Genomic DNA, 24,743 nt, shown 5'->3' with positions numbered 1-24,743 from the left:
GGTAGCGCCTACACAACCGACGAATCCCAGGCGGCAGCCGGGCACGGCCGAACGCGGCCGTGCCCGGTCCGTCCGGGGCTCGAGAACTGGATCATTATGGGACGCTACGTCATACGCCGCCTACTCCAGGCATTCCTGACCCTCGGAATCGTGCTGTTCCTCCTGCACTACCTCATGGCCCTCTCCGTCCAGATCAGAGGGAACCCCGCGCTGCTGTTCTTCGGCGGCGAGCGGGCCCCCGATCCGGCCATGCTGGCCCAGATCGAACGCCTCTACGGACTCGACAGCCCCTGCTACGAGCGGGTGGGCGACCCGTGCGTGCTGCCGTTCATCGACCGCCTCCAGAACTTCGTCCAAGGCGACTTCGGCACCACCCTCAACGGGAACCGGGACGTGGCCGACCTCTTGGCGATCTTCATCCCGAACACCTTGCGGCTCTTCGTGTTCTCGGTGATCACGCTCGTGGTCGTGTCGATGGTCCTGGGGACCTGGGCCGCCCGCCACCGCGGCAAGTTCGTCGACCACGCGGTGCGCGGGACCACGATCCTGGCCGACTCGGTGCCGGTGTTCCTCATCCTGCTGTCCTACGTGTACATCCTGGCGGTACCGCTGACGCGTTGGGCCCGAGGCATATGGGGTTCGGACTCGTTCATGGGCCAGCTCTTCAGACCCTCGTACAACCCCGACTATCCATGGGTCACGATCATCATCCCCGGCATCATCGTCGGGACCGTGGGCCTGGCCACGCTGACGCGCCTCATCCGCGCGGCCCAGCTGGAGAACCTCGGCTCGGACTTCGTGCGCACCGCGAACGCCAAGGGACTCAAGCCGATGCGCATCACGATCGTCCACGTCATCCGCAACTCCATGATCCCGGTCGTGACCGGGGTGGGTTTCCTGTTCGCGTTCATGCTCTCCGGCGCCGTCCTCACCGAGGGCATCATGGGCATCCCGGGCATGGGCCGCATGATCTTCCAGGCGGTGCAGCGCCAGGAGGGCAACCTCGTCATCGTCGGGCTCACCGTCTCGGCGTTCGTCGTGGTCTTCGTGAGCCTGATCGTGGACCTCCTCTACGCCGCACTCGACCCGAGGATCCGCTATGAGTGAGCTGACCCCCGCACCCTCCGCCGAACGGCAGGCCTCGCTGTGGTCGGACGCCTTCCACAGCATGCGAAAGCGCCCCGACGTGATCATCGCGGCCGTGGTGCTGCTGTTCGTGTTCGCGATGGCGGCCTTCCCGAGCCTGTTCACCGACAAGGACCCCACGGTCTGCCGCGGCAGGGAGGCCCGCCTGCGGCCCGACACCTGGTTCACCGGCGAGCATCCACTGGGGACCGACGCGTTCGGCTGCGACTTCGCCGCCACGCTCGTGCACGGATCCAGGCCCACGATCGCCCTGGCGCTCAGCGTCATCGTGGTGACCGTCGTGTTCGGACTGGTCCTGGGCATCTACGCCGGGTACTTCGGCGGCTGGCTCGACGGCCTCATCTCCAGGCTCCTCGACGTGTTCATCGTGATCCCGATGCTCATGGGCGCCATCTTGATCCTGAGCCTGTTCCGCGGCCGCGTCTCGGCCGACAACCTGGTCGAGACGATCGCCGCGCCCGCGATAGCCATCTCGCTGTTCGGGTGGATGGAGTTCTGCCGATACACCAGGGCCGCCACACTGGAGACGAAGAACCTCGACTACGTGGTCGCGGCCAAGTGCCTCGGCGCGAGCGACCGCCGGATCATGTTCAAGCACATCCTCCCGAACGCGATCGTGCCGGTCACCGCGGTCATCCCGACCACGATCGGCGGCATCATCATCACCGAGTCGGCCCTGGCGGTCCTGGGCATCGGCGTCCAGCCGCCCGCCACCAGCTGGGGCGTGCTGCTCTCCAACGGCACCGAATGGGCCGGCGGCGGGTACGTGTACCTGTTCGCGTGGCCGCTGGCGCTGTTGATCCTGACCGTGTTCGCGTTCGCGACCTTCGGCGACGCCCTGCGCGACGCCCTCGACCCGAAACTGAGGTGAGCGCGGTGGCAGAGAACATCCGCATCATCGGCGACACCCTCCCCGGGGTCGACCTCAACGCTCCACTGCTCGAAGTGGACGACCTCGGCGTCGAGTTCAAGGTGCGCGGCAAGCGAATCCCCGCCGTGCGCCACGCGAGCTTCACCCTCGAGAGGGGCCGGACCCTCGCCGTGGTCGGCGAGTCCGGCTCGGGCAAGTCGGTGACCTCCCAGGCGATCATGGGCATCCTCGACACCCCGCCCGCCCGCATCACGCACGGCCGGGTCCTGTTCCACGGCGTCGACCTCCTCGAACTCGACGAGGTCACCCGCCGCGGGGTGCGCGCCAACCACATCTCGATCGTGTTCCAGGACGCCCTGTCCGCGCTCAATCCACTGTGGTCCGTGGGTTTCCAGATCGGCGAGCTCTTCCGCGTCCACCGCGGCGCCAGCCGCGCCGAAGCGAAGAAGCGCTCGATCGAACTGCTCGACCTGGTGGGCATCCCCGACGCCAAGAACCGGGTCGGGCACTACCCGCACCAGTTCTCCGGCGGCATGCGCCAGCGCGTGATGATCGCGATGGCGCTCGCGCTCGACCCGGAGGTGCTGATCGCCGACGAGCCCACGACCGCGCTGGACGTCACGGTGCAGGCGCAGATCATGCGGCTGCTCAAGGGCATCCAGGAGGAGCGGAACATGGGTCTGATCCTCATCACACACGACCTCGGGGTGGTCGCCGACGTGGCCGACGACGTGGCGGTGATGTACGCGGGCGAGGTCGTCGAGCGCGCGGGCATCCGCGACACGTTCAAGCGTCCGGCGCACCCGTACACCAAGGCGCTGCTGCGCGCGATCCCGCGCGTGGACCAGGTGGGCCGGGAGCTGGAGGTCATCAAGGGCCTGCCGCCGAATCCGGCGAAGCTGCCGGGCGGGTGCCCGTTCCATCCGCGCTGCTTCGCGGCCGACGACAAGTGCCGCGACGAGGTGCCGCCGTGGGCCGAGCCGGCCGAGAACCACGGCAGCCGTTGCCATTACGCAGAGGAGGTCTACGTCGATGAACGCTGAACTGGCACAGGCGGGCGCCGAGCCGAGGGACGAGGCCGCGAACGGCGCGGCCCCCGAGCCGGTGCTCGAAGCGACCAACCTGGTGAAGCACTTCCCGATCCACCGCGGCATCGTCCTCAAGCGCACGGTCGGGCAGGTGCAGGCGGTCGACGGCGTCGACCTGAAGCTCATGCCCGGCAAGACCCTCGGGGTGGTGGGGGAGTCCGGCTGCGGCAAGTCGACGCTCGCGAAGCTCCTGGTCGGCCTGGAGAGTCCCACCTCTGGTTCGATCAAGTTGCAGGGCAAGGAGATCGGGAACCTCTCGACGCGCAAGATCCGGCCGTTCCGGCGTGACATCCAGCTGGTGTTCCAGGACCCGTACACCTCGTTGAACCCGCGTCTGACGGTCGGCGACATCGTGGGCGAGCCGTTCGAGATCCATCCTGGAGTGATCAAGAAGTCAAGCCGGGCAGCCGAAGTCAAGGACCTGCTCGACATGGTCGGCCTGGACCCCGATCACATCAACCGCTACCCGCACCAGTTCTCCGGCGGCCAGCGCCAGCGCATCGGCATCGCCCGCGCTCTGGCGCTGCGCCCCAGGGTCCTGGTCTGCGACGAGCCGGTGAGCGCCTTGGACGTGTCGATCCAAGGCCAGGTGATCAACCTGCTGGAGAAGCTCCAGGAGGAGCTGGGGCTGTCGTACGTGTTCATCGCGCACGACCTGTCGGTGGTGCGCCACATCGCCGACGAGGTCGCGGTCATGTACCTGGGCAAGGTCGTCGAGCAGGGCACCGGTCCCGAGATCTACGACCACCCCCGGCACCCGTACACCCAGGCCCTGCTCTCCGCGGTCCCGGTCCCCGACCCCGACCTGCGCGGCCACCGCGTCGAGATCGTCCTCCAAGGCGACGTCCCCTCCCCGATCAACCCGCCCTCGGGCTGCCGCTTCCGCACCCGCTGCTGGAAGGCCGAGGACCACTGCGCCGAGGAAGTCCCCACACTGGACTCCGGCAACGCCGGAACCCACCCGACGGCCTGCTTCTACGCAGAAGAACGAGACGTCACCCACGCGGTGACATAGCAAGAAAGGGGCGGCCCCAACCCGGGGCCGCCCTCGTTCTCGGCATCCGCCGGCGAGGTGCGCGCGAGTAGAGTGGGACGTATGGGTCTTCCTGTTGACGAAGTGGCTCCTGTGCTGGTCGAGGTGCGTGCGGGGCATCGGCTTTCGGTTCGGCGGCGGGGTCATGGCGGGGTGCCTTTGCTGCTGGTGCACGGGTTTCCGTGCACGAGCCGGATCTGGTCGCACGTGATCGGGCCGCTGGCCGAGGCCGGGTTCGACGTGGTCGCGCCCGACCTTCGCGGGTACGGGGACTCGGATTTCGCGCCGGACGACTTCTACGACTTCAACGCGTTCAATGGGGATCTCGCCGATGTGATGGACGCGTTCGGTTGGGACCGTGCGGTGGTCGCCGGGCACGACCTGGGCGCGATGATCACGATCGACATGGCCAACCGCCGTCCCGACCGCGTCGACCGGGTGGTGATCCTCGACGATTCGATGCCGGATCTGGACGAGGCCTTCACCGCCGCGGGGATTCCCAGCGCGGTGCCCAAGCCCGCGGTGTACGAGTACCAGCGCCGCCAGGGCCGCGAGACCGAGGCGCTGCTGGCCGAGCTCGCCACGCCCGAGCAGCGCCGCCGCTATGTGGGGGAGTTCTACGGCCACCGCATGTGGTGCCCGCCGGACGCGTTCGACGAGGAGGACCTGGCGTTCTTGACCGAGCCGTACGCCGACGAGGCGCGGCTGCGGGCGGCGTTCGCCGACTACCAGGTCGTCATGGGCACCAGGGTGCTGTCGGCCCCGGAGATGATCGACCGCCCGGTGCGGCACCGGGCCCTGGTCCTGGTGGGGGAGGACCAGGTGACCGTGGGCGATCACATCGAGGAGCGCTGCGCGATCGCCTTCCCCGAAGCGGTGGGGCCCTTCTGGGTCAAGGGCGCGGGCCACTTCATGCCGTGGGAGCGCCCCGAACTCGTGGCCCGGTCGATCCGCGCGTTCTGCGGCGACCTCCTCAAGCCCTGAACCGGGCTCAGCGCGCCCGCCGTTCGCGGTAGGCGCGCTGCTGGCACGCGCGCGAGCAGTAGGCGCGGCGGCGGCCCGACGACGGCTGTTCGACGGGTGCGCCGCAGGTCTTGCAGCCCGGAGTTTCATCACTCGTTTCATCACGCGCTTGGATGAGCAGTTCGATGCCGTCGAGGACCCGCGTGAGGCCGAACTCGAACGGGTCCTCGGGTTCGTCGAAGCCGCCCGTCTCCCACATCGCGACCACCGTCGGGAAGCGGTCGAAGCGGGCGTAGAGCGAGTCGCGGGCGCTCCACCACTCGGCGTTGCTGACGTCGCTGTCGCGTTCCTCCTCGGCCGCCTCCACCAGGGTCAGCGCCTGCGAGTCCACGAAGCGCCCGACCAGCTCGGCCGCCGCCACGACCTCCGCGGGGCGCAGGCCGGTGCCCGCGAGGGCGCCCAGCATCCGCTCGAAGACCGCCATCGTGTTGGGTCCGGGCACGCGGCGGTTGCCGCGCACCTCCGCCATCCACGGGTGACGTTGGTGCCGTTGCCAACCGCGGCGCGCGCAGGACTCCAGCCGAGACCGCCAACCGCCCTCGGGATCGGAGTCCGGTCCCTCGCCGACGGCGTGGTCGTACATGAGGTCGACCAGGTGGTCACGGCTCGGCACGTGCCGATACAGCGACATCGTGGTGAAGCCCAGCCGCTCGGCGACCTTCTGCATGGTCAGCCCCTTGAGCCCTTCGGCGTCGGCCACCGACACGCCCGCCCGCACGATCCGGTCCAGGCTGAGCCCCGGTCGCGGTCCGCGACCGGTCTCGCCCCACAGCAGCTCGACCGCGCGCTCCGGGTCCGACCCGCTCGCTGCCCGCATGGCGCACCTCCTTGTGTGCATGATATACATCGGTGTATCTCATACACAATGAAGGGTGATGTGGTCATGAACGACTTCTTCGTCTCGCCCGAGGGCGACGACGCGGCCCCGGGCACCGAGGCCGCCCCGTTCGCCACCCTGCGGCGCGCGCGAGACGCGGCCAGGGGAACCGATGCGGCCGTGGTGCATCTGCGCGCCGGGACGCACACGCTCACCGAGACGTTCGCCCTCACCGAAGCCGACTCGGGAACCGTCTACCAGGCCCACGGCTACGGCACCGGCGAGCAGGAGACCGTCCTGATCTCGGGCGGCCGCGTCATCGACGGCTGGCGTGAGGCGCACGGCGTCTGGACCGCCGAGGTCGGCGACCTCGACGTCCGGCAGCTCTACGTGGACGGCGAACGCGTCGAACGGGCGGGCGTCCCTGGACTGCCCGAAGGCGCGCGGGCCACCGACACCGGGTACGCCACGACGGCCCCCGTCTCCTGGCGCTCCCCGTCCAGCGTCGAGTTCGTCTACCGGGGCGTCTACCCGTGGACCGAGGCCCGCATCGCCGTCGCCGCCGTGACGCGCGAGGGTGACGAAACGGCGATCACGATGGCGCAGCCCGCGTACGACCGCGCCCGGGACCTCTACAACTACGACTGGTCGTACGACTCCCTGTCGGGTCCGGGGATGCCCACCCGCGTCGAGAACGACCCGTCCTTCCTCACCGAACCGGGCACCTTCGCGCTCGACCGCGCCGAGGCCGGTCGCCATGTCCTGCACTACCTCCCGCGCCCCGGCGAGCACCCCGGGCGCACCCGCGTCGTCGCGCCCGCGCTCGAAACCCTCGTGCGGGTCAGCGCCGCGAGCGACCTCGCGTTCAAGGGCCTGGCCTTCGCTGAATCGACCTGGCTCGGCCCCACCCGCGAGGGCGGCTTCCTCCACTACCACTCGACCGGGTACTACACCGGCGGCGGAGTCCACCGGCTCGACATGGGCGAGGGCCAGTGGCTCACGATCCCCTCCGAAGCCCCCGACGCCGAATCCGGTGTCGTCCCCGCCTGTGTCGACCTCGACCTCACCCAGCGGCTCGCGTTCGAACGCTGCGTCTTCACCCGCCTCGGCGCGACCGCGCTGAACGCGAACGGCGGCAACGGACTCACCATCCGCACGTGCGACTTCGGCGTCCTCTCGGCCGCCGCCGTCGAGATCCGAGGCACCGCCGGAGCCCTGGTCGAGGACAACACGGTCGAACGCGTCGGCCTCGACTTCGCCGGAGCGCCAGGGATCTCCATTTCGGACACCACGGATTGCGTCGTCGCCCACAATCGCGTCGCCGAGACCCCGCACTGCGGCATCGTCGCCGGTCCGGGGCGCGGCACCCGCATCCTCCGCAACGTCACGACCGGCACGATGAGCGTCCTCGCCGACGGCGGCGGGATCTATCTCTCAGGCCCCCAAGGCGACTCGCACGAGAACGGCGCGCAGATCGCGGGGAACGTCATCACCGACACCCGCACGCCCTACAACTTCGGCCTCTACACCGACTACGGCGCGGCATGGGTCACGTTGGAGCACAACGTGGTCGCCCGCGGCGACAACACCTCGATCCTCCACGTCGCCCCGCCCCTCGACCACGTCGTATACCGCGGCAACCACTGGGACGCCGACCCGGTCGGCAGCGACGCCGTCCCCGAGGGCGTCACGTACGAGCACAACACCACGACCTCCGATCCCGAGGCCCTGGACGCGGCCACCGCCGAGATCCGGGCGAAGGCGGGACCGCTGACGCAGCGATAGTCAGGCGCGGTGCCTGGTGACCTTCTTGACCGACCCGTCGGGGTTGTAGGCGGTCCACTCGCCGATCTTCTTGCCGTGGCGGTACTCGCCCCGGTCGATCAGCGCGCCGTCGGCCGTCCACCGCTCCCAGCGGCCGTGCTTCTCCTCTTGGTCGAAGCCGCCCTTCTGGAGCAGGCGGCCGTTGGCCCGCCACCAGGTCCAGTCGCCGTGGACGAGTCCTTCGTGGAACGGACCCTCGGACCGCAGCCGCCCGTCGTCGGCGAAGTGCCGCCAGATCCCTTCGCGCACACCGTCGACGTACGGGCCGGTCATGTACCCGCCGTGGGCGTCCTTCTCCGCCCACGGCCCGGTCTTTCGGCCCTCGGCGTCCACCGCGTTCGGGACTTCGTCGGGATTCGGCGCCTCGTGCGCGCTCATGGCCCACCCCCTGGTCCGGTCGCGGGCCGCGAGGCGCGGCCCTGCTGCGAGCCTATGCTCCCAGGCGCGACACGATAGCAGATTGCGCCGGTTTCGCCGGATTTCCGCCGATCGATGGACACGAGCGGACATCGCTACCGGGTGAGCGCGACGACGAGTCCGAACAGGGCGAACGCGAGCAGGATCGGCCCGGTCGCGATTCCCACGACCGCGCTGACGGCGATCCCCATCTTCCGCGCGATGAACACCGAAGCGATCGAGGCCGCGGTGACCAAGGCGGCCGGGAAGTACACGATCGGCATCTCCAGGATCACCGCCACCGGGAAGAAGTGGACGCCGACGACGAACGCGATCCACGCCGACATGAGGTCGGCGCGCTTGCGGATCGCCAGCGCCGCCGCGCCGAGCCCGGCCGCGGCGAACTCGATGCCGACCACGATGCCGAAGGCCTTCCCGGTCGATTCGCCGATCACGCTCCCGTCGGACCAGTGCCGCCACAGCGACAGTCCTCCGCCGACAGCGGTGAGCGCCGCGAGGATCGAGCCGATCCGCAAGGGCCACAACCAGGAAGCGGGGGGTTTCTCCTGCCCCCAGCCGAACCAGGTCATGGCGAAGAATCCGAATACGGCCGCGAGTCCGGCAGCGTCGCGCAGGTGTTCTGGGGTCACGTCCTCAGCGTATCCGGGGGGCGCACAAGCGCCCAGGTTCCCCATGCGTCACTGCGGGCGACTCGCACCGCTCGTCCGCATTCGGTCACTTGGAGTTTTATTTCATGACGCTTCTTCTCAATGAAGGAAAACTCCGATATGGTCGCAATCACGATCCCATGCGACAACCCGTCGATCCCGGTCGACATCGGCCCGTTCCGCGGCGACACCCCCGTCGCCGCGTCACCACCCCCGAAGGGACGCAGCAGCATGACCCGTCAACCGAACGAACCGGTGCGCCACCGGTCCCGGCGCTGGGTGCTCACCCGCGCCCTCATGGTCGGCGGCGCCGTCGGCGCCGCCGCGGTGCCCTCGGCCTTCGCCCTCCAGTCGGCGAGCGCCGCCACCACAGTGGACATGGAGCTCGTGCTCGTCGCCGCCATGGTCGACCCGCCGAAGGCCGGCAACGGCACCACGCTCACCGCCGGCCCCCAGGTCAAGATCGTCGAAGCCGCGCTCGACGCCAAGAACTACCTCGCCACCACCTATGTGGACGGCCACTACGGCAGCACCACCGTCACCGCCTACTCGGCCTGGCAGAAGTCCCTCGGCTACACCGGCCTGGACGCCAACGGCCTCCCCGGCCCCACCTCGCTGACCAGACTCGGCCAGGACCAGGGCTTCACCGTCACCCGCGCCGTCAACGTCGGCTCCAACTCCGACTCCTACGGCGGCAAGCGGGTCAACACCCGCACCAAGAACATGCTCGCCGCCGCCGACGCCAAGCTCTCCTGGTCGCTCACGCTCACCCAGGGCTCCTACACCGTCGGCAACCCCAGCTCCGCGGGCACGCACGACGGCGGCGGCGTGGTCGACATCGCCGTCGGCTCGATGAGCGCCACCCAGCGCTGGCAGACCGTCAAGGCCCTCCGCGACGTCGGCTTCGCGGCCTGGCTGCGGACCCCCGAGCAGGGATTCTCGTACCACATCCACGCCAACGCCGTGGCCGACACCGACATGGCCGGGGTCGCCCAGGCCCAGGTCCACGACTACTTCTTCGGCAAGAACGGCCTGGCCAACCACGCCGCCGACAACACCCCGGCGGCCTACCGCGGCAGCTTCACCTGGTGGGAGAAGTACAAGCGCGGTTAGCGAGACGTCCGGTCCCACGAGGACCGGTGCGGTACGAACGGCGGCGGGGCGGGTGCACCACGAGTTGAACCCGCCCCGCCGTCCTCGAAGTGTGCGACGCGCGCCACACCCAGTACGATGGAAGCTCCTCCACGGACGGAGCCTCCCTTGACGCAATCCGATGAGAAAGTGCGGCACCAGACGCCACGGCGATCCCTCGTCGTGGTCTACGTGTCCTCATTCATGGCCGCGGCCATGCTCGTCTCGTCCCTCGTGTGGCTGAACGTCGCCGGACCCGCCCGCGCCGACGCCGCCACCCGACTGCTCAGCGACCCGTCGCCCTTCGAAGGCGAGTACTACCTCCAGAACCTCGACGCCCTCGCGCGGCTGTGGTTCCTCTACCCGGGCCTGACCTACCTCGGCCTCGCCGCCGCCTTCGCCGCGCTGGCCCTGGCCGTGCGCATCGGCCCCCGCTGGTCGATCATCGCCGCCGCGAGCCTGGTCGCCCTCGGCCTCGCCCACGACCTCGGCCTGTGGATGCGCCGCGTCCTCACCGACATCGCCGACATGCCCGGCCACCAGCTCAACGGCTGGCTCGCCGAAGCGGCCCCCTCCTGGTTCCTCACCTCCCAGGGCCTCCCCACGCTCGCGACCGCCGCCGGCCTCGCCTTCGTGGCGCTCTTCCTCATCGTGAGCCACCTCAGATCCAGCGCCTACCCACGAGAAGACGACTGATCGCCGCCGCCGAGCACGGCCTCGGCCGCTGAGACGCGAACCGGCCGTGCCCCTTTCGGGACACGGCCGGTCGTCTCACCCGACCTAGGCCGCCTTGGCCGCCTCGTAGCGGGCCGCGACGTCCTGCCAGTTCACGACCTCCCACATCGCCTTGACGAAGTCGGGGCGCACGTTCTTGTACTGGAGGTAGTACGCGTGCTCCCACGCGTCGAACGCCAAGAGCGGGACCGACGTCTGGGCCACGTTCCCGTGGTGGTCGTAGACCTGCTCGACGATGAGCCGCTTGGAGGTCGGCTCGTAGGAGAGCACGCCCCAGCCCGAGCCCTGCACGAGCGTGGTGGCCGCCGAGAGCTGCCCGTGGAAGCCCTCGAACGAGCCGAAGTACTCGTTGATCGCCTCGGCCAGGTCGCCCTCGGGCCGGTCGCCGCCGTCGGGGCTCATGTTCTCCCAGTAGAGGGAATGCAGGACATGGCCCGAGACGTTGAACGCGAGGGTCTTCTCCAGACCCACGATGCCGCCGAAGTCGCCCTTGTCGCGGGCCTCGGCGATCCGCTCCAGCGTGTCGTTGGCGCCCTTGACGTACGCGGCGTGGTGCTTGTCGTGGTGCAGCTCCAGAATGTAGCCGTTGATGTGCGGCTCAAGCGAACCGTAGTCATAGGGCAGGTCCGGAAGCGTGTAGACGGTCATCCTCGCACCTCTCACTTGTGGCAATACGTTTGCAATCGCCACGCTTTCACAATTGCAAGTCGTGTGCAATAGAAGGCGACACGAGTCGCCCCGTGATTCCCATCGTCTTAAGACCTAGCCCCGCACCCGAAGGCGCGCAACGCTAACGCGACAGACGCCTGATCGACTCCACGATCCCCGGCAGTACCTCCAGGAACCGCTCCACCTCGGCCTCGGTCGACTCCCGGTGCAACGACACTCGCACGTTCCCGTGGCTCAGCACGCCCATCGCCTGGAGCACATGCGACGGACGCAGCCGCGTCGAAGCGCACGCCGAACCCGACGACACCGCGAAGCCCGCCCGGTTCAACTCCGTCAGCAGCACCTCGCCGTCCACCCCCAGGCACGAGAACGTGACGATGTGCGGCAACCGGTCCACCGGGTCGCCCGGCAGCTCCACTTCAGGGATCGCCTCGGCGATGCACTCCCGGATCCGCTCGGTCAGCAGTCGCGCCCGCTTCGAGGCCTCCTCGCGCTCGTCGACGACCGCCCGCAGCGACGCCGCCGCGGCCACCGCCGCCGGCACGTCCACCTCCCCGATCGCCTCCCGGATCGAGGAGTCCTCCCCAGGGAACGGATTGCGCCACCTCGCGCCCTTGCGCACCACGAGCAGCCCCGCCCCGGCCAGGCCGCCCCACTTGCGGGCGCTGGCCGCCAGGATCGACCAGCCCTCGGGCACCGGCTCCCACGGCAGGCTCGCCGCCGCGTCGACCACGAGCGGCACCCCGCCCGCGTTCGCGGCGATCGCCTCGATCGGCTGCCGGGTCCCCACCTCGTGGTTCGCGCTCTGCACCACCAGAGCGGCCGCGTCCTCGACGCCCGCGAGCGGATCGGCATCGACCCGTCCGAGGCGGTCGACCGGGACGCTCACCGAGGTCCCGCCGCGCGCGGCGTGCCACTCGGCGGCGTGCAGCACCGAGGAGTGTTCGACCGCCGAATGCACGAGCGGACCGGGCTCGCTGCGGGCCGCGATGACGCCCAGTACGCCGGCGTGCACGGCCTGTGTCCCACTCGATGTGAAAGTGACCTCATCAGGGCTCACGCCCAGCGAGTCCGCCGCCGACCGCCGGGCGGCCTCCAGCAGCATCCGCGACCTCCGGCCCAATGTGTACAGTCGACCGGGCCCGGCCCAGCCCTCCGACAAAGCCGCAGCATAGGCGTCGCGGGCCGCCGGATGGGGCGGCTGCGCGGTCGCGCCGTCGAAGTAGGTCTCGCTCACCCACCCAATGTAGAAGACACCGGGCGCCGAACCCAACCCCTTGCGCCCAGGGGTACGGACCAAGCAGTAGGCTCTTGCCGTCAAGTCCGTGCCATGTCGCCCGCCCGGCGGCGTACGCGGAGCCGAGCGCTGAGAAAGGCATGAGACAGGTGGTCGGAAAACCGTCCCGAGAACGTCGCGGCCGAGCCCGCCGCGCGATAGGTCTCACCGGGATCGCCGCGCTGCTCCCCATCATCCTCGCGGGATGCAGTCTTGACGACGCCTTCTACTTCGGTTGGCCTCGGACCCGCCCCACGACCCAGTCCGAGCAGATGTTCGACCTGTGGATCGGCTCCACGGTCGCCGCGCTCGCGGTCGGCGTGATCGTCTGGGCCCTCACCTTCTGGTGCATCCTGGCCTACAAGAAGAAGGACGGCGACACCGAGCTGCCCCGCCAGACCAAGTACAACCTGCCCGCCGAGCTCACCTTCACGGCGCTGCCGTTCGTGCTCATCGGCGTCCTGTTCTACTACACGGTCGTGGTCCAGGACAACGTCACCGAGATGAGCGAGCAGCCGAACAACTGCACGCAGGTGACGGCGTTCAAGTGGAACTGGCAGTTCACCTACTCCGACGAGAACTGCGAAGCGATCCTGGACGCCGACGGGCAGCCCGTCACCGAGACCGGGACCTCGGACTACATCCCGATCATCGTGGTCCCCAACGAGGACGACGTGCGCTTCGTGGGCACCGCCGAGGACGTCATCCACTCCTTCTGGGTCCCCGACCTGCTGTTCAAGCGCGACCTGATCCCCGGCTCGGAGGCGCAGACCACCCGCTGGGAGGTCGACTTCAACTCCGAGGGCCGGTTCGTGGGCCGCTGCGCCGAGCTGTGCGGGGCCTACCACGCGTTCATGAACTTCGAGATGCGCGTGGTCTCCCCGGAGGACTACGAGACCTTCGTGAGCGCCCGCGTCGAGGGGCTTTCGACGCCCGAGGCGCTGGAGCTCATCGGCCAGGACGCCTACGCGACCGAGACCACCCCGTTCGGGACCGATCCGTCGTCGCGCGAAGCGAGTTAGGGAGCGAAGCTGTGAAGACCGAGAACCGTCTCTTCGCCATCGTGGCCGTCTCGATGTTCGTGTTCGCGGCCATCTACGGCTGGGTCACGTACGTCAACGAGAACCCCGCTTACGGGGCCCCGAACCAGATCGAGTGGATCGGCTTCGTCGCCTTGATCTTCTCGGGCCTGCTCACCGGCATGGTGTGGCTGGTCTTCTGGGTCATCTCGCGCCGCATCGACCCCCGCCCCGAGGACCGCGCCGACGGCGAGATCTCCGACGTGTCCGGCGAGGTCGGCTTCTTCAGCCCCGGTTCGTACTGGCCGCTGGGCCTGGCGTTCACCATGGTGGTCGCCGGTGTCGGCGTGGTGTTCTGGCTCCCGTGGCTGATCACCGCGGGCGGCGTGGCGCTGCTGTTCGCCGTGGGCGGCCTGACGTTCGAGTACTACACGGGCACGCGCAAGCTCGGCCCGCAGTAAGACCTTCGCGAAAGGCCCGGAGCTCGGCTCCGGGCCTCATCGCTGCCCTCGGCGCGAACTCCGGGCCTCATCGCTGCCCTTGGCGCGAACGGGAACGCGGCCTTATAGGCTGGATCGGTGACTCCCTCTGTGCAGCGCCGGAAGGCCCCGCTGGTGCGGCGCCTGGTCGGGACGGTGTTCTACAGCCTGCCGATCGCGGTGCGCCGCCGGATCGTGCGGGTGGCCACGCCCACGTACACGCTCGGCTCGGTCGTCCTGGTCATGAACGAGGACCGCTCGCGTCTGCTCATGCTCCGCCAGCCCCCCGGCCGCCGCTGGTCGCTCCCGGCAGGCCTCATGAACCGCCGCGAGGAACCGATCGAGGCCGCCCGCCGCGAACTCGCCGAAGAGACCGGCATCGAAGCCGACCTTTCCGACCTCGCCCCCGCCGACCCCAACGCGGTGGTCCACACCAACGGCCGCTGGGTCGACAACGTCTTCCACCTCACCCGCGACCCCGACACCACCCAAATCCTCGTAGACGGCCACGAAGTCTGGGACGCCGCCTGGCACGACACCACCGCCCTCCCAGAAATGACCAGAGCAACGGCAAAACTCCTCTCCTACTACCACCTGGGCCCCCTAGCGGAGCAGCCCTGAACGACACCCCGCCCCTCGGTTTCGAAGGACCGGTGAACAACCTGGTCCAAGGCGGCGTAGTGCACATCGGCAAGGTCGAACTGCGCGAAACCGGGCGAGGCGAGTGGCGCGACTACTGGCATCCCGGCATCTCCGCCGAAGGCTTCGTAGGCCGCGAACGCGAACTCCAGCAGATGCGCGAGGCCCTCGACGGCGCAGGAGTGGCCCGCATCCAGTCGCTCGGCGGTCTCGGAGGCATCGGCAAGACCAAACTCGCCGTGGCCTTCGCGAGCGTGTTCGCCGATCGATACGACGGGAAAGTCTTCTACGACTTCCAGTCCTACACCCCGGGCTCCCCGCCGCACGACGCCGACCAAGCGCTCATGCAGATCCTGCCGACCATCGACTCGCAACTCCAGGCGATCGAGGTCGAGCGCATGAGCCCGGAAGGCCGCCTGAGCGCGTGGCGCGGCCGCACCGCCGGACGGCGCCTGCTCATCGTCTGGGACAACGTGAAGCACGCGGCGCAGCTCGAAGGGCTCCTGTTCAGGGACCAGCCCGGCTGCGCCACGATCATCACCAGCCGCGACCTGATCGCACTCGACTCCGCGACGCGACCGCTCATGCTCGACGCGCTCGAACCCGAAGCCGCCACGGCGCTCTTCACCGAGATCGCGGGGAAGGAACACCCGTCCCGCGAGGTCGAACAGCTCGTGAAGTGGGACCACCACCTCCCGGTCCTCATCGAGATGCACGCGCAGCAGGTGCGATACGGCGAGCGATCGCTAGCCGAGATCATCGGCGACCTCACCGCCGAACCCGACCTCGACACCAGAGAAGTGATCTTCGCTCGCTTCGACGGTTCGTACGCCCACCTCACCGACGACCAGCGTTTCACCCTGCGAGTCTTCGGCGCCCACGCGGGAACGACCCCGACCGCGGCGAGTCTCGCAGCGGCACTCGGCTGCGACGTGACCGAGACGCACGCGCTGATGAACGCCTTGATCCGCACCGGTTTCGTGCGGCGGCACTTTCATGACCCTGAAGTCGACGACCCGGGAATGCGCGCCTACACCGCCCACGACACGGTCCGCCTCTATGCCGCTCATCGCGCACGCGCTGAGGGGGACTTCGACGCGGCCCGGGCCGAGCTCGTCCGATACTCCCGCAACCTCGCCGGCCGGTACTTTCATTTCGGCGCTCCTTTGGTGGACGTCGAGTTCGACAACCAGCGCGATCTGGCGCTGGCCGGGACGACCCGCAAATATGCGCTCCTCGCGGAGATCACCGGCCTGCGCGCGTACGCGCTCGGCCGATACGGCGACGGCGAGACGCTCAACCGGCATGCGGCGCAAGTGTTCGAGGAGGTCGGCGACCAGGCCGGCCTCGCGCGCGCGATGCACGGATTGGCCGAGGTGATGCGCGGCCGCGACGAGTACGAGAAGGCGATCCGATACTTCGAGCGGGCCGGCGACCTCTTCGGCGACGTCGGCGACCTGAGCGGCAAGGCGCTCGCAGTCCAGGGCCTCGCCCACATCGATCGTGTGAGAGGCCTGTTCGAAAAGGCCGAAAGCTCGTTCGAGTACGCGGCCGGTGTGTTCGGCGATCTCGGTGAACGCGACCGGCATGCGCATGCGGTGTGGGGTTTGGGCGATGTCGCCCTGATGCTCGGGCGGCACCGAGCCGCGAGGTACTACTTCGAGGAGGCGGCGCAGGAATACGAGATCACCGGCAACGCCCGCGGCCTGGGCCATTCGATCCAAGGACTCGGCAGGGTCGCACTCGACCTGCGGGACTTCGACCTTGCGATCGCGCTCTTCACGCGCTCGGGCGAGATCTACGAGTCGATCGGGCACGATCTCGGCCGGGCGTTCAGCCTCCAAGGCCTAGGCGGTGTGGAATCGGGCCAAGGCGAACACCGAAACGCAGTCGTGTACCTCACCCAGGCCGAGGCGATCCACCGTGCCGCGGGGAGCCGCCGCGAACTGGCCGACGTCCTGCGCGAACTTGCGAGAGCCACCAGCGCCTGCGGCGACCACGGTACCGCCCGCGGTCACCTCCGCGAGGCGATCGCGATCTACTCGCAGCTCGGTCGAGGCGAGGACGCACAGGCCGCGAGCGCACTCCTTGACGAGACCTAGCGGAACCTCAAGAAGACGCCGGTCGCGTCGTCGTGGCGTTTTGACTTGGGGCCGAAGTTGGGGTCGCGTTCTTCTTCGGCTCGGACGAGTTTCAACAGGCCGGAGATGCCGTCGGCTCCGGCTCGGGTGAACATCGACTCCCAGGTGTGGTCGTAGCGTTCGACGAGGCGCGTCAATCCGTCGGTGCAGATCAGCATTTGACCGATGTCGTCGACCGGCACTTCGCCGGTGTAGGCCATGGCGGCCGCTTCAGGGGCCGTTGCGGCCACCCAGAAGCCTCCCTCGCGGTTGCGGACGCTCGCGACGTATTCGACGGGGTAGCGCCGGATTCCGGCCACGTCGACGGCCGCAGGAGGGTTCGGCAGTTCCGCGAGCCGCTCGTCGCCGCGTACCTGGACCGCCCCGGCCTGGTCGGTCCAAGCGATGGCGCAGTCCCCGAGCAGCAACCACTCCAAGACCTCGCCGACGACCCGCACGAGAGCCACGGTCGCCCCAGGAGACACCGGATTGGCCAGATCGCACGTGCCCTCATGCGACCGGGCGACCTCCGCGATCGACCCCGAGAGCACCTCGATCAACGACCCAGACCAGACCCGCCCCGCAACCGCCGCGCAAAGCCCGCTCACAAACCAGGGCACATCATGAACACACCCGTCATCGGGATACCGCGTGATCCCGTCCAGCACCAGCGCCCAAGCATCGGCCACCATGAACCGATCCTCATTGGCACCCCCACCAGCCCAAGAACCGGCAACCACCTCGAACACCGAGCGCCCCCGATCAAGAAGAAGGGGGAACGAGATGGCCGGTACGCCGGGTTCTGTCGTTGAGCGGTCATCCATCTGGGCGCGTCGTCGCCGACGTGCTCTAGCGGTCTACCCGCGAAGGGTTGTGCCGCGGCCGCGGCGCAGGTCGGGCGGGCCGCCCTCGGACCTTCGCGCAGAGCCTCGCGGCTCCTTTTGACCTTGCTCCGGGTGGGGTTTACCGAGCCGCCGCCGTCACCGGCGGCGCTGGTGGTCTCTTACACCACCGTTTCACCCTTACCAGCCGAAACTGGCGGTCTGTTCTCTGTGGCACTATCCCGCGGGTCGCCCCGGGTTGCCGTTAGCAACCACCCTGCCCTGTGGAGCCCGGACGTTCCTCGACGGCGACGGTCTCCCGTCACTGCCGCGACCGCCTGGCCATCTCGTTCCAGCGGCCAAGCGTACGCTGCCGGAGCCATGAATTTGCTTGAGGTCTCCGCTCTGCTCGTCGCCGGTCTGCTCGGCGGCGGGCTCAACGCCGTGGCCGGAGGCGGCTCGCTCATCACCTACCCGACGCTGATGGCCGTGGGCGTGCCCCCGCTGCTCGCGAACGCCACCAACGGGATCGCCGTCGCCCCCGCCTACGCGGCGGCCGCGGTCGGGTCGCGGGAGAACCTACGCCCCCAGATGCGGCGCGCGCTCGGGCTGATCCCGACCGCCGTCGTGGCCTCCGTCTGCGGCGCGCTGCTGCTGCTCAACACTCCGCACGAGGTCTTCGAGGCGATCGTGCCGTTCCTGGTGCTGGCCGCCACGCTGCTCATGGCCGTGGGCCCGTGGATCAACCGCAAGGTCACGGCCCTCAACGGCGGCAACGCGCTGCACCCGGTGGTCCTGCACATCGGCGTGTTCGCCGGGTGCCTCTACGGCTCGTATTTCAACGCCGCGCTGGGCCTGATCCTCATGGCCGTGATCGCGATGGGCGTCAGCGAGAAGTTGGTCCGGGTGGGCGCTCTGAAGAACTTCTGCACGATGCTCGTCGGCATCGTCACCACCGTCATGTACGGCATCTGGGCCGACGTGGACTGGATCGCGATCGCCGTCCTCGTCCCGGCCACGTTCCTCGGCGGCTACATCGGCGCGCGCCTGTTCCAGCGCATCCCCGAGAAGCCCCTGCGCATCGCGATCGTGGTCTACGGCCTGATCCTCTCCGCGATCCTGCTCGTCCGGTCGCTGTAGGCCACTAGTCGCGGAAGTCGCATGACGCCCGGCGCCCGGGCGCGGAACAATGGGCCCATGCCGACGCTCCGAATCGCACTCGCCCAGGACAATCCCGTGGTGGGCGACCTCGACCACAACGCCGACCTCATCCGCCGGGCCGCCACCGCGTCCACCGCGGCCGGGGCCCACCTCCTCGCCACCGGCGAGCACTCCCTGACCGGCTACCCGGTCGAGGACCTCGCCCTGCGCCACTCCTTCGTGGAGGCCAGCCGCGAGCGCCTCGAACGCCTCGCCGAAGAAATCGCCGCGGACGGGAACGGATCGCTCCCCGTCATCGTCGGATACATAGACGCGGACGGACCGATCGGGTCGACTACGGGTCATGGTGTCCGAAATGCACTTGCGCTACTCCAGGACGGCAAGGTCCTATTCCGCTACTACAAGTACCACTTCCCCAACTACGGCGTCTTCGATGAGGAGCGCTACTTCGTGGAGGGCCACGAACTGCACCTCGCTCGCATCGGAGGCGTGGACGTTGCCTTCACCATCTGCGAAGACGTGTGGGGCGGGGTCCCGTTCGCCGTCGCCGCCGAAGCCGGCGCCGGGCTCGTGGTCAACATCAACGCCTCGCCGTACGAGCAGGGCAAGCAGGACCGCCGCCTCGCCGTCGTGACCGAGCGCGCCGCCGAAGTCGGCGCCCCGATCGCCTACCTCAACGTCGTCGGCGGCCAGGACGAGCTCGTGTTCGACGGCGGCTCGATGGTCGTCGGCGCCGACGGGAGGATCCTCTCCTCGGCGCGCCGCTTCGCGCCCGAACTGCTCGTCACCGACATCGAGGCCGAGGCCGCGAAGGGCGGCGACATCGCCAACCACTCCTCGTCGGCGATGAGCACGATCCTCCACGTCCTCTCCGAGGAGCCCGCGACCGTCGAGACCCGCATCGAGCCCTCCCACGCCCCCCAGCTCGACCGCCTGGAGGAGATCTGGGAGGCCCTGCGCCTGGGCCTGGGCGACTACGTGCGCAAGAACGGCTTCGCGTCGGTCATCTTCGGCCTCTCCGGCGGCATCGACTCGGCCCTGACCGCCGTCCTCGCGCGCGACGCGATCGGCGCCGACAAGGTCCACGTGGTCTCGATGCCCAGCCAGTACTCGTCCTCGCACTCGCTCGACGACGCCGCCGACCTCGCCGAACGCTGCGGCCTGCACTACTCGGTCGAGGCCATCCAGCCGATCGTGGACTCCTACCTCGCCGAGATCGCCATCTCCGGCCTGGCCGTGGAGAACCTCCAGGCCCGCGTGCGCGGGAGCCTGCTCATGGCCCTGTCGAACCAGCACGGGCACCTCGTGCTCGCGCCGGGCAACAAGAGCGAGTACGCGGTGGGCTACTCCACGATCTACGGCGACGCCGTCGGCGGTTTCGCACCGATCAAGGACGTGCTCAAGACCCTCGTCTACGAGCTCGCGACCTGGCGCAACGCGAAGGCCCGCAGCCTGGGCGAGACCGAGCCGATCCCCGAGAACACGATCCTCAAGCCCCCGAGCGCCGAACTGCGGCCCGACCAGAAGGACTCCGACTCCCTGCCCGACTACGAGGTCCTCGACGGCATCCTCACCGGCTACGTCGACGGCGACGCCGGACGCGAGGACCTCGTCGCCCAGGGCTACCCGGCCGACGTCGTCGACCGCGTCGCGGGCCTGGTCGACCGCGCCGAGTACAAGCGCCGCCAGTCCGCGCCCGGCACCAAGATCACCGTCAAGTCCTTCGGCCGCGACCGCCGCCTCCCGATCACCAACAAGTTCCGTGGAAAACCCAGCTGAAAAACGCGACCGCGAATGCCCCCGGCCCCCGCGGCCGGGGGAATTTGTCACACAACCGCCTTCGAACGGTGACACACATATCGATGAGCGTTACTTTGGTTAGGTAATTGCCCGGGGACCGGCGCGGCCGGCCACGAGGAGATACAGGAGCCTGACGATGACGTCTTCGAATCCCACCCCCGACACCAGTGACGAGATCCCGAGCCTCTACGGGCCGGGCAAGAACGTCAAGCGGGTCCGCACCCGCCACCTCATCGAAGCCAAGGAACGCGGCGAGAAGTGGGCCATGCTCACCTCCTACGACCAGTACACGGCCGCCCTGTTCGACGAAGCCGGCATCCCGGCCCTGCTCGTGGGCGACTCCGCCGCGAACAACGTCTACGGCTACGAGACCACCCTCCAGATCTCGGTCGACGAACTCGTACCGCTCGTCGCCGCCGTGGCCCGCTCCACCCAGCGCACCCTCGTCGTCGCCGACCTGCCGTTCGGCTCCTACGAGTCCGGGCCCGAGCAGGCCCTGGCCACCGCCGTCCGCTTCATGAAGGCCGGCGCGCACGCCGTCAAGCTCGAAGGCGGCCGCCGCATGGCCGCCCAGATCCGGGCCCTCACCGACGCGGGCATCCCCGTCATGGCCCACATCGGGTTCACCCCGCAGAGCGAGCACGCCGTGGGCGGCTACCGCGTCCAGGGCCGCGCCGCCGGCGGCGCCGAGATCGAGGCCGACGCGCACGCCGTGGCCGAGGCCGGCGCGTTCGCCGTGGTCCTCGAAATGGTCACCGCCGCCGTCGCCGCCGAGGTCACCAAGCAGCTCCCGATCCCCACCGTCGGCATCGGCGCCGGACCCGACACCGACGCGCAGGTCCTGGTCTGGCAGGACATGGCCGGGATGCGGCGCGGCCGCCCCCAGCGGTTCGTCAAGCGCTACGCCGAAGTCGCCGACGTCCTCCAAGACGCCGCGAAGGCCTTCGCCGACGAAGTCCGGGCCGGGGAATTCCCCACCAAGGCCCACTCTTTCGAATAAGCCCGGTGAGTCTGGTCGCCTTGCCCTATGGGGAAGGCGGCCTTTCGCGTAGCGTCTGCGTACGTGAACGACGCCATCCTGCTCTTCGACTACGACGGCACCGTGCGGCTCGGCTCCGAGCACGCGACCCATCACGCGAGGCTCGTCGCCTCCGCGCTCGATCGCGACGACGAACGCGCCTTCCTCGCCGCCCACGCCGCGTTCGTCGCCGGCAAGCCCACCACCGCGTCCACCTTCGACGCCTTCGACGCCGACAACGCCGTCCGCCGCCTCGCCGGCGAGTTCGGTGTCAACGAGTCCACCCGCCACGACGCCTACGTCGCCACCCGCGACCTCATGGCCGCCGGCAAATTCCAGGTCTGGGCCCCCAAGGGCTTCCGCGAGTTCCTGTGGAGCCTGCCCCGCACGGTCGAGATCGCGCTGGCCACCAACGCGCCCGCCTCGAGCCTGGAGCCGGTCCTGGAACGCCTCGGCCTCGACGGCCTGTTCGACCACGTCATCGGGGACGCGGGCAAGCCCGAGGGCCTTGAAGCGATCCTCGACGAACTCCTGGAGGAGCGCCCGCCCTCCTCGCTGCTCAGCATCGGCGACATCCCGCGCAACGACCTGGCCCCGGCCGCCGACCGCGGCTGCGCGACCGCCTACATCGACCACTACGGGCGGCCCTGGCCACGCGCCGACGCCACCGGCACCTCCCTTGAGGAGCTGTACCCGTTCATCCACCGCTGGGTCACCGAGACCACCGCCTGAGCGGGTGCCGGGTCACCGCCGATCGGCGTGAACCCAGCATGTCGCCCCGCGGGCTTATGCTGAGACTGCGCCCTGAGCCGACCGATCCCCGGCTCAGGGCGTCCCCACGTCCTCAGGCCCCGACCGGGTCGCCTACCGCGATCGTCGCGGTCTCGTTGATGCGCACGTAGATCCCGAAGTGATTGCCCAGCGCCTTGATCACGTGCCTGTGCAGCTCCATGTCGCGCTCATTGGTCCCACTGGGGTCCCAACTGGGCAGCACGCACCGCTCGCACGGCTTCTGGAGCGTGAACTCGTGCGCGCCCAGGCGGATCGCCGTCCCCGGCTCGATCGACGTCTCCGCGTACGGCTCCAAGTCGGTGCCGACGACCACGTTCGGCCGGAACCGCTCCACCTCGACCTCGCGGCCCAGCTCCTCGCTCAACCGATGCACGCTGGCCTCGAAGACCACCAGCATCCGCCCGTAGTCGCGCGAGACCTTCCGCAGCTCCACGCCCTTCGCGGCGTCGATCGTCTCGGCCAGCCGATCGGGCAGCGCCGCGTCGTCGGCCGACCAGGCCGCGCCGCCGCTTTCGTACAACACCGGGTCGCCCGACGCCGAATCCGCGCAACCGCACTGCGCCGGGAACGCCGCCTCCCAGGCCATGAGCTTGGGATGGCTCCCGCCCCACACCGACTTGTCGGTGCCCGGCTCGAACAGACCCAGATTCCGGTCCCCAGCCAGCCCGTCGAAATCGACCACGGCCGAACGGAGCGTCTCACCCCGCAACCCCTTCACGGGGTAGCGCCACAACTGCTTGATCTCACCTGCGAACACGCTCCCGAATGTACCCTTCTCACGTTTGGGCGGCAGTCTGGGCGGGTTAACGTCGCCGACACAAACAGGTGAGACAATTGCCGCCCCAGGACAGAGGAGGACACCATGGAACGGCAGAAGGAGTTCGTGCTTCGCACGCTCGAAGAACGCGACATCCGGTTCGTCCGGCTCTGGTTCACCGACGTTCTCGGGACCCTCAAATCCGTCAGCGTCGCCCCCGCCGAACTCGAATCCGCCTTCGACGAGGGCATCGGCTTCGACGGCTCGGCCATCGAGGGATTCGCGCGCGTCTACGAATCCGACATGGTCGCCATGCCCGACCCCACCACCTTCCAGGTCTTCCCCTTCGAGGGCCGCGGCATCGGCGAGTCCGCCCGCATGTTCTGCGACATCCTCACCCCCGAAGGCGCCCCCTCCTGGGCCGACCCGCGCCACGTCCTGCGCCGGGCCCTCTCCAAAGCCGCCGACCGCGGCTTCACCTTCTACACCCACCCCGAGATCGAGTTCTTCCTCGTCTCCGACATCGACCCCGAAGGCCGCACCAGGCCCACCCCGGTCGACGACGGCGGTTACTTCGACCACACCACCCACTCCACCGCCCGCGACTTCCGCCGCCAGGCCATCCTCGCGCTCGAACGCGTCGGCATCTCCGTCGAGTTCTCCCACCACGAGGTCGCCCCCGGCCAGCAGGAGATCGACCTGCGCTACGCCGACGCGCTCACCACCGCTGACAACATCATGACGTTCCGCCACATCGTCAAAGAAGTCGCGCTCACCAACGGCGTCACCGCCTCCTTCATGCCCAAGCCCTACACCGACCAGCCCGGCTCGGGCATGCACTCGCACCTCTCCCTCTTCGAAGGCGAGGACAACGCCTTCCACGACCCCGGCGACGAGCAGCGGCTCTCCAAGACCGCCAAGGCCTTCATCGCCGGGCTCCTGCGCCACGCCCCCGAGTTCACCGCCATCACCAACCAGTGGGTCAACTCCTACAAGCGCCTCTTCTCCAGCCCCCAGTACGGCCAGATCTCCGAAGCGCCCTCCTACGTCTCCTGGGGCAAGGCCAACCGCTCCGCGCTCGTCCGCGTCCCCGTCTACGGCAAGCCCAACTCCGCCCGCGTCGAGATCCGCTCCCTCGACTCGGCCACCAACCCCTACCTCGCCTACGCCGTGCTCCTCGGCGCCGGCCTCAAGGGCATCGAAGAGGGCTACGAACTCGCCCCCGGCACCGAGGACGACGTCTCGGCGCTCACCAACGCCGAACGCGTCGCCGCCGGCTACCAGCCGCTCCCGGCCAACCTCGCCGAAGCCCTCGACGCCATGGAGTCCTCCGAGCTCGTCCCCGAGATCCTCGGCGAGCACGTCTTCGACTACTTCCTGAAGAACAAGCGCCAGGAATGGGAGGACTACCGCACCCAGGTGACCTCCTTCGAACGCAAGCGGTACATCAACCTCTGACC

The 24,743-nt window shown here is 69.1% G+C and carries 24 protein-coding genes and 1 other RNA gene; 17 read left to right on the top strand and 8 right to left on the bottom strand.

Annotation, left to right across the window (positions count from 1 at the left end):
• Positions 1-96: 96 nt before the first annotated feature.
• From AB0B28_RS15265 to AB0B28_RS15245, 5 genes are all read left to right on the top strand, one after another.
• Positions 97-1,107, top strand: a complete 1,011-nt coding sequence (locus AB0B28_RS15265) for an ABC transporter permease (protein ID WP_360121164.1) — start codon at positions 97-99, stop codon at positions 1,105-1,107.
• The gene (locus AB0B28_RS15260; RefSeq protein ID WP_360121162.1) at positions 1,100-2,017 is read left to right on the top strand and encodes an ABC transporter permease; all 918 of its coding nucleotides are present in this window, start codon (positions 1,100-1,102) and stop codon (positions 2,015-2,017) included. The genes AB0B28_RS15265 and AB0B28_RS15260 overlap by 8 nt, the downstream gene beginning before the upstream one ends.
• Positions 2,018-2,022: 5 nt before the next feature.
• Positions 2,023-3,060, top strand: coding sequence for an ABC transporter ATP-binding protein (locus AB0B28_RS15255; RefSeq protein WP_360121160.1), 1,038 nt, complete (start codon positions 2,023-2,025; stop codon positions 3,058-3,060).
• On the top strand, positions 3,050-4,120 hold the full coding sequence (locus tag AB0B28_RS15250; RefSeq protein WP_360121158.1) for a dipeptide ABC transporter ATP-binding protein: 1,071 nt from the start codon (positions 3,050-3,052) through the stop codon (positions 4,118-4,120). Before AB0B28_RS15255 ends, AB0B28_RS15250 begins: the two co-directional genes overlap by 11 nt.
• Before the next feature lie 171 nt (positions 4,121-4,291).
• Complete coding sequence (locus tag AB0B28_RS15245) at positions 4,292-5,122, top strand: alpha/beta hydrolase (protein WP_360121156.1); 831 nt, start codon at positions 4,292-4,294, stop codon at positions 5,120-5,122.
• A gap of 7 nt (positions 5,123-5,129) precedes the next feature.
• On the opposite strand, the gene AB0B28_RS15240 is transcribed toward AB0B28_RS15245, so the two are convergent.
• Positions 5,130-5,978: a TetR/AcrR family transcriptional regulator gene (locus tag AB0B28_RS15240; protein WP_360121154.1), complete on the bottom strand. Its 849-nt coding sequence runs from the start codon at positions 5,976-5,978 to the stop codon at positions 5,130-5,132.
• Between the two features lie 66 nt (positions 5,979-6,044).
• Here AB0B28_RS15240 and AB0B28_RS15235 point away from each other — a divergent pair, with 66 nt between their 5' ends.
• Positions 6,045-7,763 (top strand): right-handed parallel beta-helix repeat-containing protein, encoded by a 1,719-nt coding sequence (locus tag AB0B28_RS15235; protein WP_360121152.1) that lies wholly within the window; start codon positions 6,045-6,047, stop codon positions 7,761-7,763.
• Here the strand turns inward: AB0B28_RS15235 and AB0B28_RS15230 are convergent, their stop codons facing one another.
• Both AB0B28_RS15230 and AB0B28_RS15225 read right to left on the bottom strand, forming a co-directional pair.
• Positions 7,764-8,180, bottom strand: a complete 417-nt coding sequence (locus tag AB0B28_RS15230; RefSeq protein ID WP_360121150.1) for a hypothetical protein — start codon at positions 8,178-8,180, stop codon at positions 7,764-7,766.
• Positions 8,181-8,314: 134 nt separating this feature from the next.
• Positions 8,315-8,848, bottom strand: coding sequence for a hypothetical protein (locus AB0B28_RS15225; RefSeq protein ID WP_360121148.1), 534 nt, complete (start codon positions 8,846-8,848; stop codon positions 8,315-8,317).
• Positions 8,849-8,986: 138 nt separating this feature from the next.
• On the opposite strand from AB0B28_RS15225, the gene AB0B28_RS15220 reads away from it, so the two are divergent.
• Both AB0B28_RS15220 and AB0B28_RS15215 read left to right on the top strand, forming a co-directional pair.
• Entirely contained in the window at positions 8,987-9,979 is a 993-nt protein-coding gene (locus AB0B28_RS15220; RefSeq protein ID WP_360121146.1) for a peptidoglycan-binding protein, read from the top strand.
• Between the two features lie 147 nt (positions 9,980-10,126).
• A complete protein-coding gene (locus AB0B28_RS15215) occupies positions 10,127-10,693 on the top strand; it encodes a hypothetical protein (protein WP_360121144.1) in 567 nt (188 codons plus the stop codon).
• An 84-nt stretch (positions 10,694-10,777) separates the two neighbouring features.
• Here the strand turns inward: AB0B28_RS15215 and AB0B28_RS15210 are convergent, their stop codons facing one another.
• On the bottom strand, positions 10,778-11,380 hold the full coding sequence (locus AB0B28_RS15210) for a superoxide dismutase (protein WP_360121142.1): 603 nt from the start codon (positions 11,378-11,380) through the stop codon (positions 10,778-10,780).
• 142 nt (positions 11,381-11,522) lie between these two features.
• Positions 11,523-12,638 carry an aminotransferase class V-fold PLP-dependent enzyme gene (locus AB0B28_RS15205; RefSeq protein WP_360121140.1) on the bottom strand — a complete coding sequence of 372 codons (1,116 nt, stop codon included), beginning with the start codon at positions 12,636-12,638 and terminating at the stop codon, positions 11,523-11,525.
• Between the two features lie 140 nt (positions 12,639-12,778).
• Between AB0B28_RS15205 and AB0B28_RS15200 the strand changes: the two genes are divergently transcribed.
• From AB0B28_RS15200 to AB0B28_RS15185, 4 genes are all read left to right on the top strand, one after another.
• Positions 12,779-13,699 (top strand): cytochrome c oxidase subunit II, encoded by a 921-nt coding sequence (locus tag AB0B28_RS15200; protein WP_360121138.1) that lies wholly within the window; start codon positions 12,779-12,781, stop codon positions 13,697-13,699.
• 11 nt (positions 13,700-13,710) lie between these two features.
• On the top strand, positions 13,711-14,157 hold the full coding sequence (locus AB0B28_RS15195) for a cytochrome c oxidase subunit 4 (protein WP_360121136.1): 447 nt from the start codon (positions 13,711-13,713) through the stop codon (positions 14,155-14,157).
• 117 nt (positions 14,158-14,274) lie between these two features.
• Positions 14,275-14,796, top strand: a complete 522-nt coding sequence (locus AB0B28_RS15190) for an NUDIX hydrolase (protein ID WP_360121134.1) — start codon at positions 14,275-14,277, stop codon at positions 14,794-14,796.
• 32 nt (positions 14,797-14,828) lie between these two features.
• Positions 14,829-16,916, top strand: coding sequence for a tetratricopeptide repeat protein (locus AB0B28_RS15185; protein WP_360121132.1), 2,088 nt, complete (start codon positions 14,829-14,831; stop codon positions 16,914-16,916).
• Here the strand turns inward: AB0B28_RS15185 and AB0B28_RS15180 are convergent.
• A complete protein-coding gene (locus tag AB0B28_RS15180) occupies positions 16,913-17,626 on the bottom strand; it encodes a protein phosphatase 2C domain-containing protein (protein ID WP_360121216.1) in 714 nt (237 codons plus the stop codon). The two genes, AB0B28_RS15185 and AB0B28_RS15180, sit on opposite strands and share 4 nt — an antisense overlap.
• Positions 17,627-17,709: 83 nt before the next feature.
• Positions 17,710-18,105: RNase P RNA component class A (gene rnpB / locus AB0B28_RS15175), an RNA gene on the bottom strand.
• 31 nt (positions 18,106-18,136) lie between these two features.
• On the opposite strand from rnpB, the gene AB0B28_RS15170 reads away from it, so the two are divergent.
• The 4 genes from AB0B28_RS15170 (at position 18,137) to AB0B28_RS15155 (ending at position 22,466) form a co-directional block, all read left to right on the top strand.
• Positions 18,137-18,895 (top strand): sulfite exporter TauE/SafE family protein, encoded by a 759-nt coding sequence (locus tag AB0B28_RS15170; protein ID WP_360121130.1) that lies wholly within the window; start codon positions 18,137-18,139, stop codon positions 18,893-18,895.
• Positions 18,896-18,952: 57 nt separating this feature from the next.
• On the top strand, positions 18,953-20,695 hold the full coding sequence (locus AB0B28_RS15165; RefSeq protein WP_360121128.1) for an NAD+ synthase: 1,743 nt from the start codon (positions 18,953-18,955) through the stop codon (positions 20,693-20,695).
• A 157-nt stretch (positions 20,696-20,852) separates the two neighbouring features.
• A complete protein-coding gene (gene panB / locus AB0B28_RS15160; protein WP_360121126.1) occupies positions 20,853-21,716 on the top strand; it encodes a 3-methyl-2-oxobutanoate hydroxymethyltransferase in 864 nt (287 codons plus the stop codon).
• Positions 21,717-21,779: 63 nt separating this feature from the next.
• Positions 21,780-22,466 (top strand): HAD family hydrolase, encoded by a 687-nt coding sequence (locus AB0B28_RS15155; RefSeq protein WP_360121124.1) that lies wholly within the window; start codon positions 21,780-21,782, stop codon positions 22,464-22,466.
• Between the two features lie 112 nt (positions 22,467-22,578).
• Here the strand turns inward: AB0B28_RS15155 and AB0B28_RS15150 are convergent, their stop codons facing one another.
• Positions 22,579-23,283: an MOSC domain-containing protein gene (locus AB0B28_RS15150; RefSeq protein WP_360121122.1), complete on the bottom strand. Its 705-nt coding sequence runs from the start codon at positions 23,281-23,283 to the stop codon at positions 22,579-22,581.
• A gap of 105 nt (positions 23,284-23,388) precedes the next feature.
• Here AB0B28_RS15150 and glnA point away from each other — a divergent pair, with 105 nt between their 5' ends.
• Positions 23,389-24,741, top strand: a complete 1,353-nt coding sequence (glnA, locus tag AB0B28_RS15145; RefSeq protein WP_360121120.1) for a type I glutamate--ammonia ligase — start codon at positions 23,389-23,391, stop codon at positions 24,739-24,741.
• Positions 24,742-24,743 lie beyond the last annotated feature (2 nt).

Source organism: Glycomyces sp. NPDC046736 (assembly GCF_040645615.1).
Lineage (GTDB): Bacteria > Actinomycetota > Actinomycetes > Mycobacteriales > Micromonosporaceae > Glycomyces.
The sequence above is the reverse complement of the archived record's forward strand: the minus strand, read 5'-3'. Positions and strand labels throughout refer to the sequence as shown.

Excerpts from the sequence above, each read along its gene's own strand:
- AB0B28_RS15200 (WP_360121138.1), top strand. The coding sequence starts at position 12,779 with ATGAGACAGGTGGTCGGAAAACCGTCCCGAGAACGTCGCGGCCGAGCC.
- AB0B28_RS15180 (WP_360121216.1), bottom strand. The coding sequence starts at position 17,626 with ATGGTGGCCGATGCTTGGGCGCTGGTGCTGGACGGGATCACGCGGTAT.
- AB0B28_RS15230 (WP_360121150.1), bottom strand. The coding sequence starts at position 8,180 with ATGAGCGCGCACGAGGCGCCGAATCCCGACGAAGTCCCGAACGCGGTG.
- AB0B28_RS15220 (WP_360121146.1), top strand. The coding sequence starts at position 8,987 with ATGGTCGCAATCACGATCCCATGCGACAACCCGTCGATCCCGGTCGAC.
- panB (WP_360121126.1), top strand. The coding sequence starts at position 20,853 with ATGACGTCTTCGAATCCCACCCCCGACACCAGTGACGAGATCCCGAGC.
- glnA (WP_360121120.1), top strand. The coding sequence starts at position 23,389 with ATGGAACGGCAGAAGGAGTTCGTGCTTCGCACGCTCGAAGAACGCGAC.
- AB0B28_RS15250 (WP_360121158.1), top strand. The coding sequence starts at position 3,050 with ATGAACGCTGAACTGGCACAGGCGGGCGCCGAGCCGAGGGACGAGGCC.
- AB0B28_RS15165 (WP_360121128.1), top strand. The coding sequence starts at position 18,953 with ATGCCGACGCTCCGAATCGCACTCGCCCAGGACAATCCCGTGGTGGGC.
- AB0B28_RS15210 (WP_360121142.1), bottom strand. The coding sequence starts at position 11,380 with ATGACCGTCTACACGCTTCCGGACCTGCCCTATGACTACGGTTCGCTT.
- AB0B28_RS15260 (WP_360121162.1), top strand. The coding sequence starts at position 1,100 with ATGAGTGAGCTGACCCCCGCACCCTCCGCCGAACGGCAGGCCTCGCTG.
- AB0B28_RS15265 (WP_360121164.1), top strand. The coding sequence starts at position 97 with ATGGGACGCTACGTCATACGCCGCCTACTCCAGGCATTCCTGACCCTC.
- AB0B28_RS15235 (WP_360121152.1), top strand. The coding sequence starts at position 6,045 with ATGAACGACTTCTTCGTCTCGCCCGAGGGCGACGACGCGGCCCCGGGC.
- AB0B28_RS15240 (WP_360121154.1), bottom strand. The coding sequence starts at position 5,978 with ATGCGGGCAGCGAGCGGGTCGGACCCGGAGCGCGCGGTCGAGCTGCTG.
- AB0B28_RS15170 (WP_360121130.1), top strand. The coding sequence starts at position 18,137 with ATGAATTTGCTTGAGGTCTCCGCTCTGCTCGTCGCCGGTCTGCTCGGC.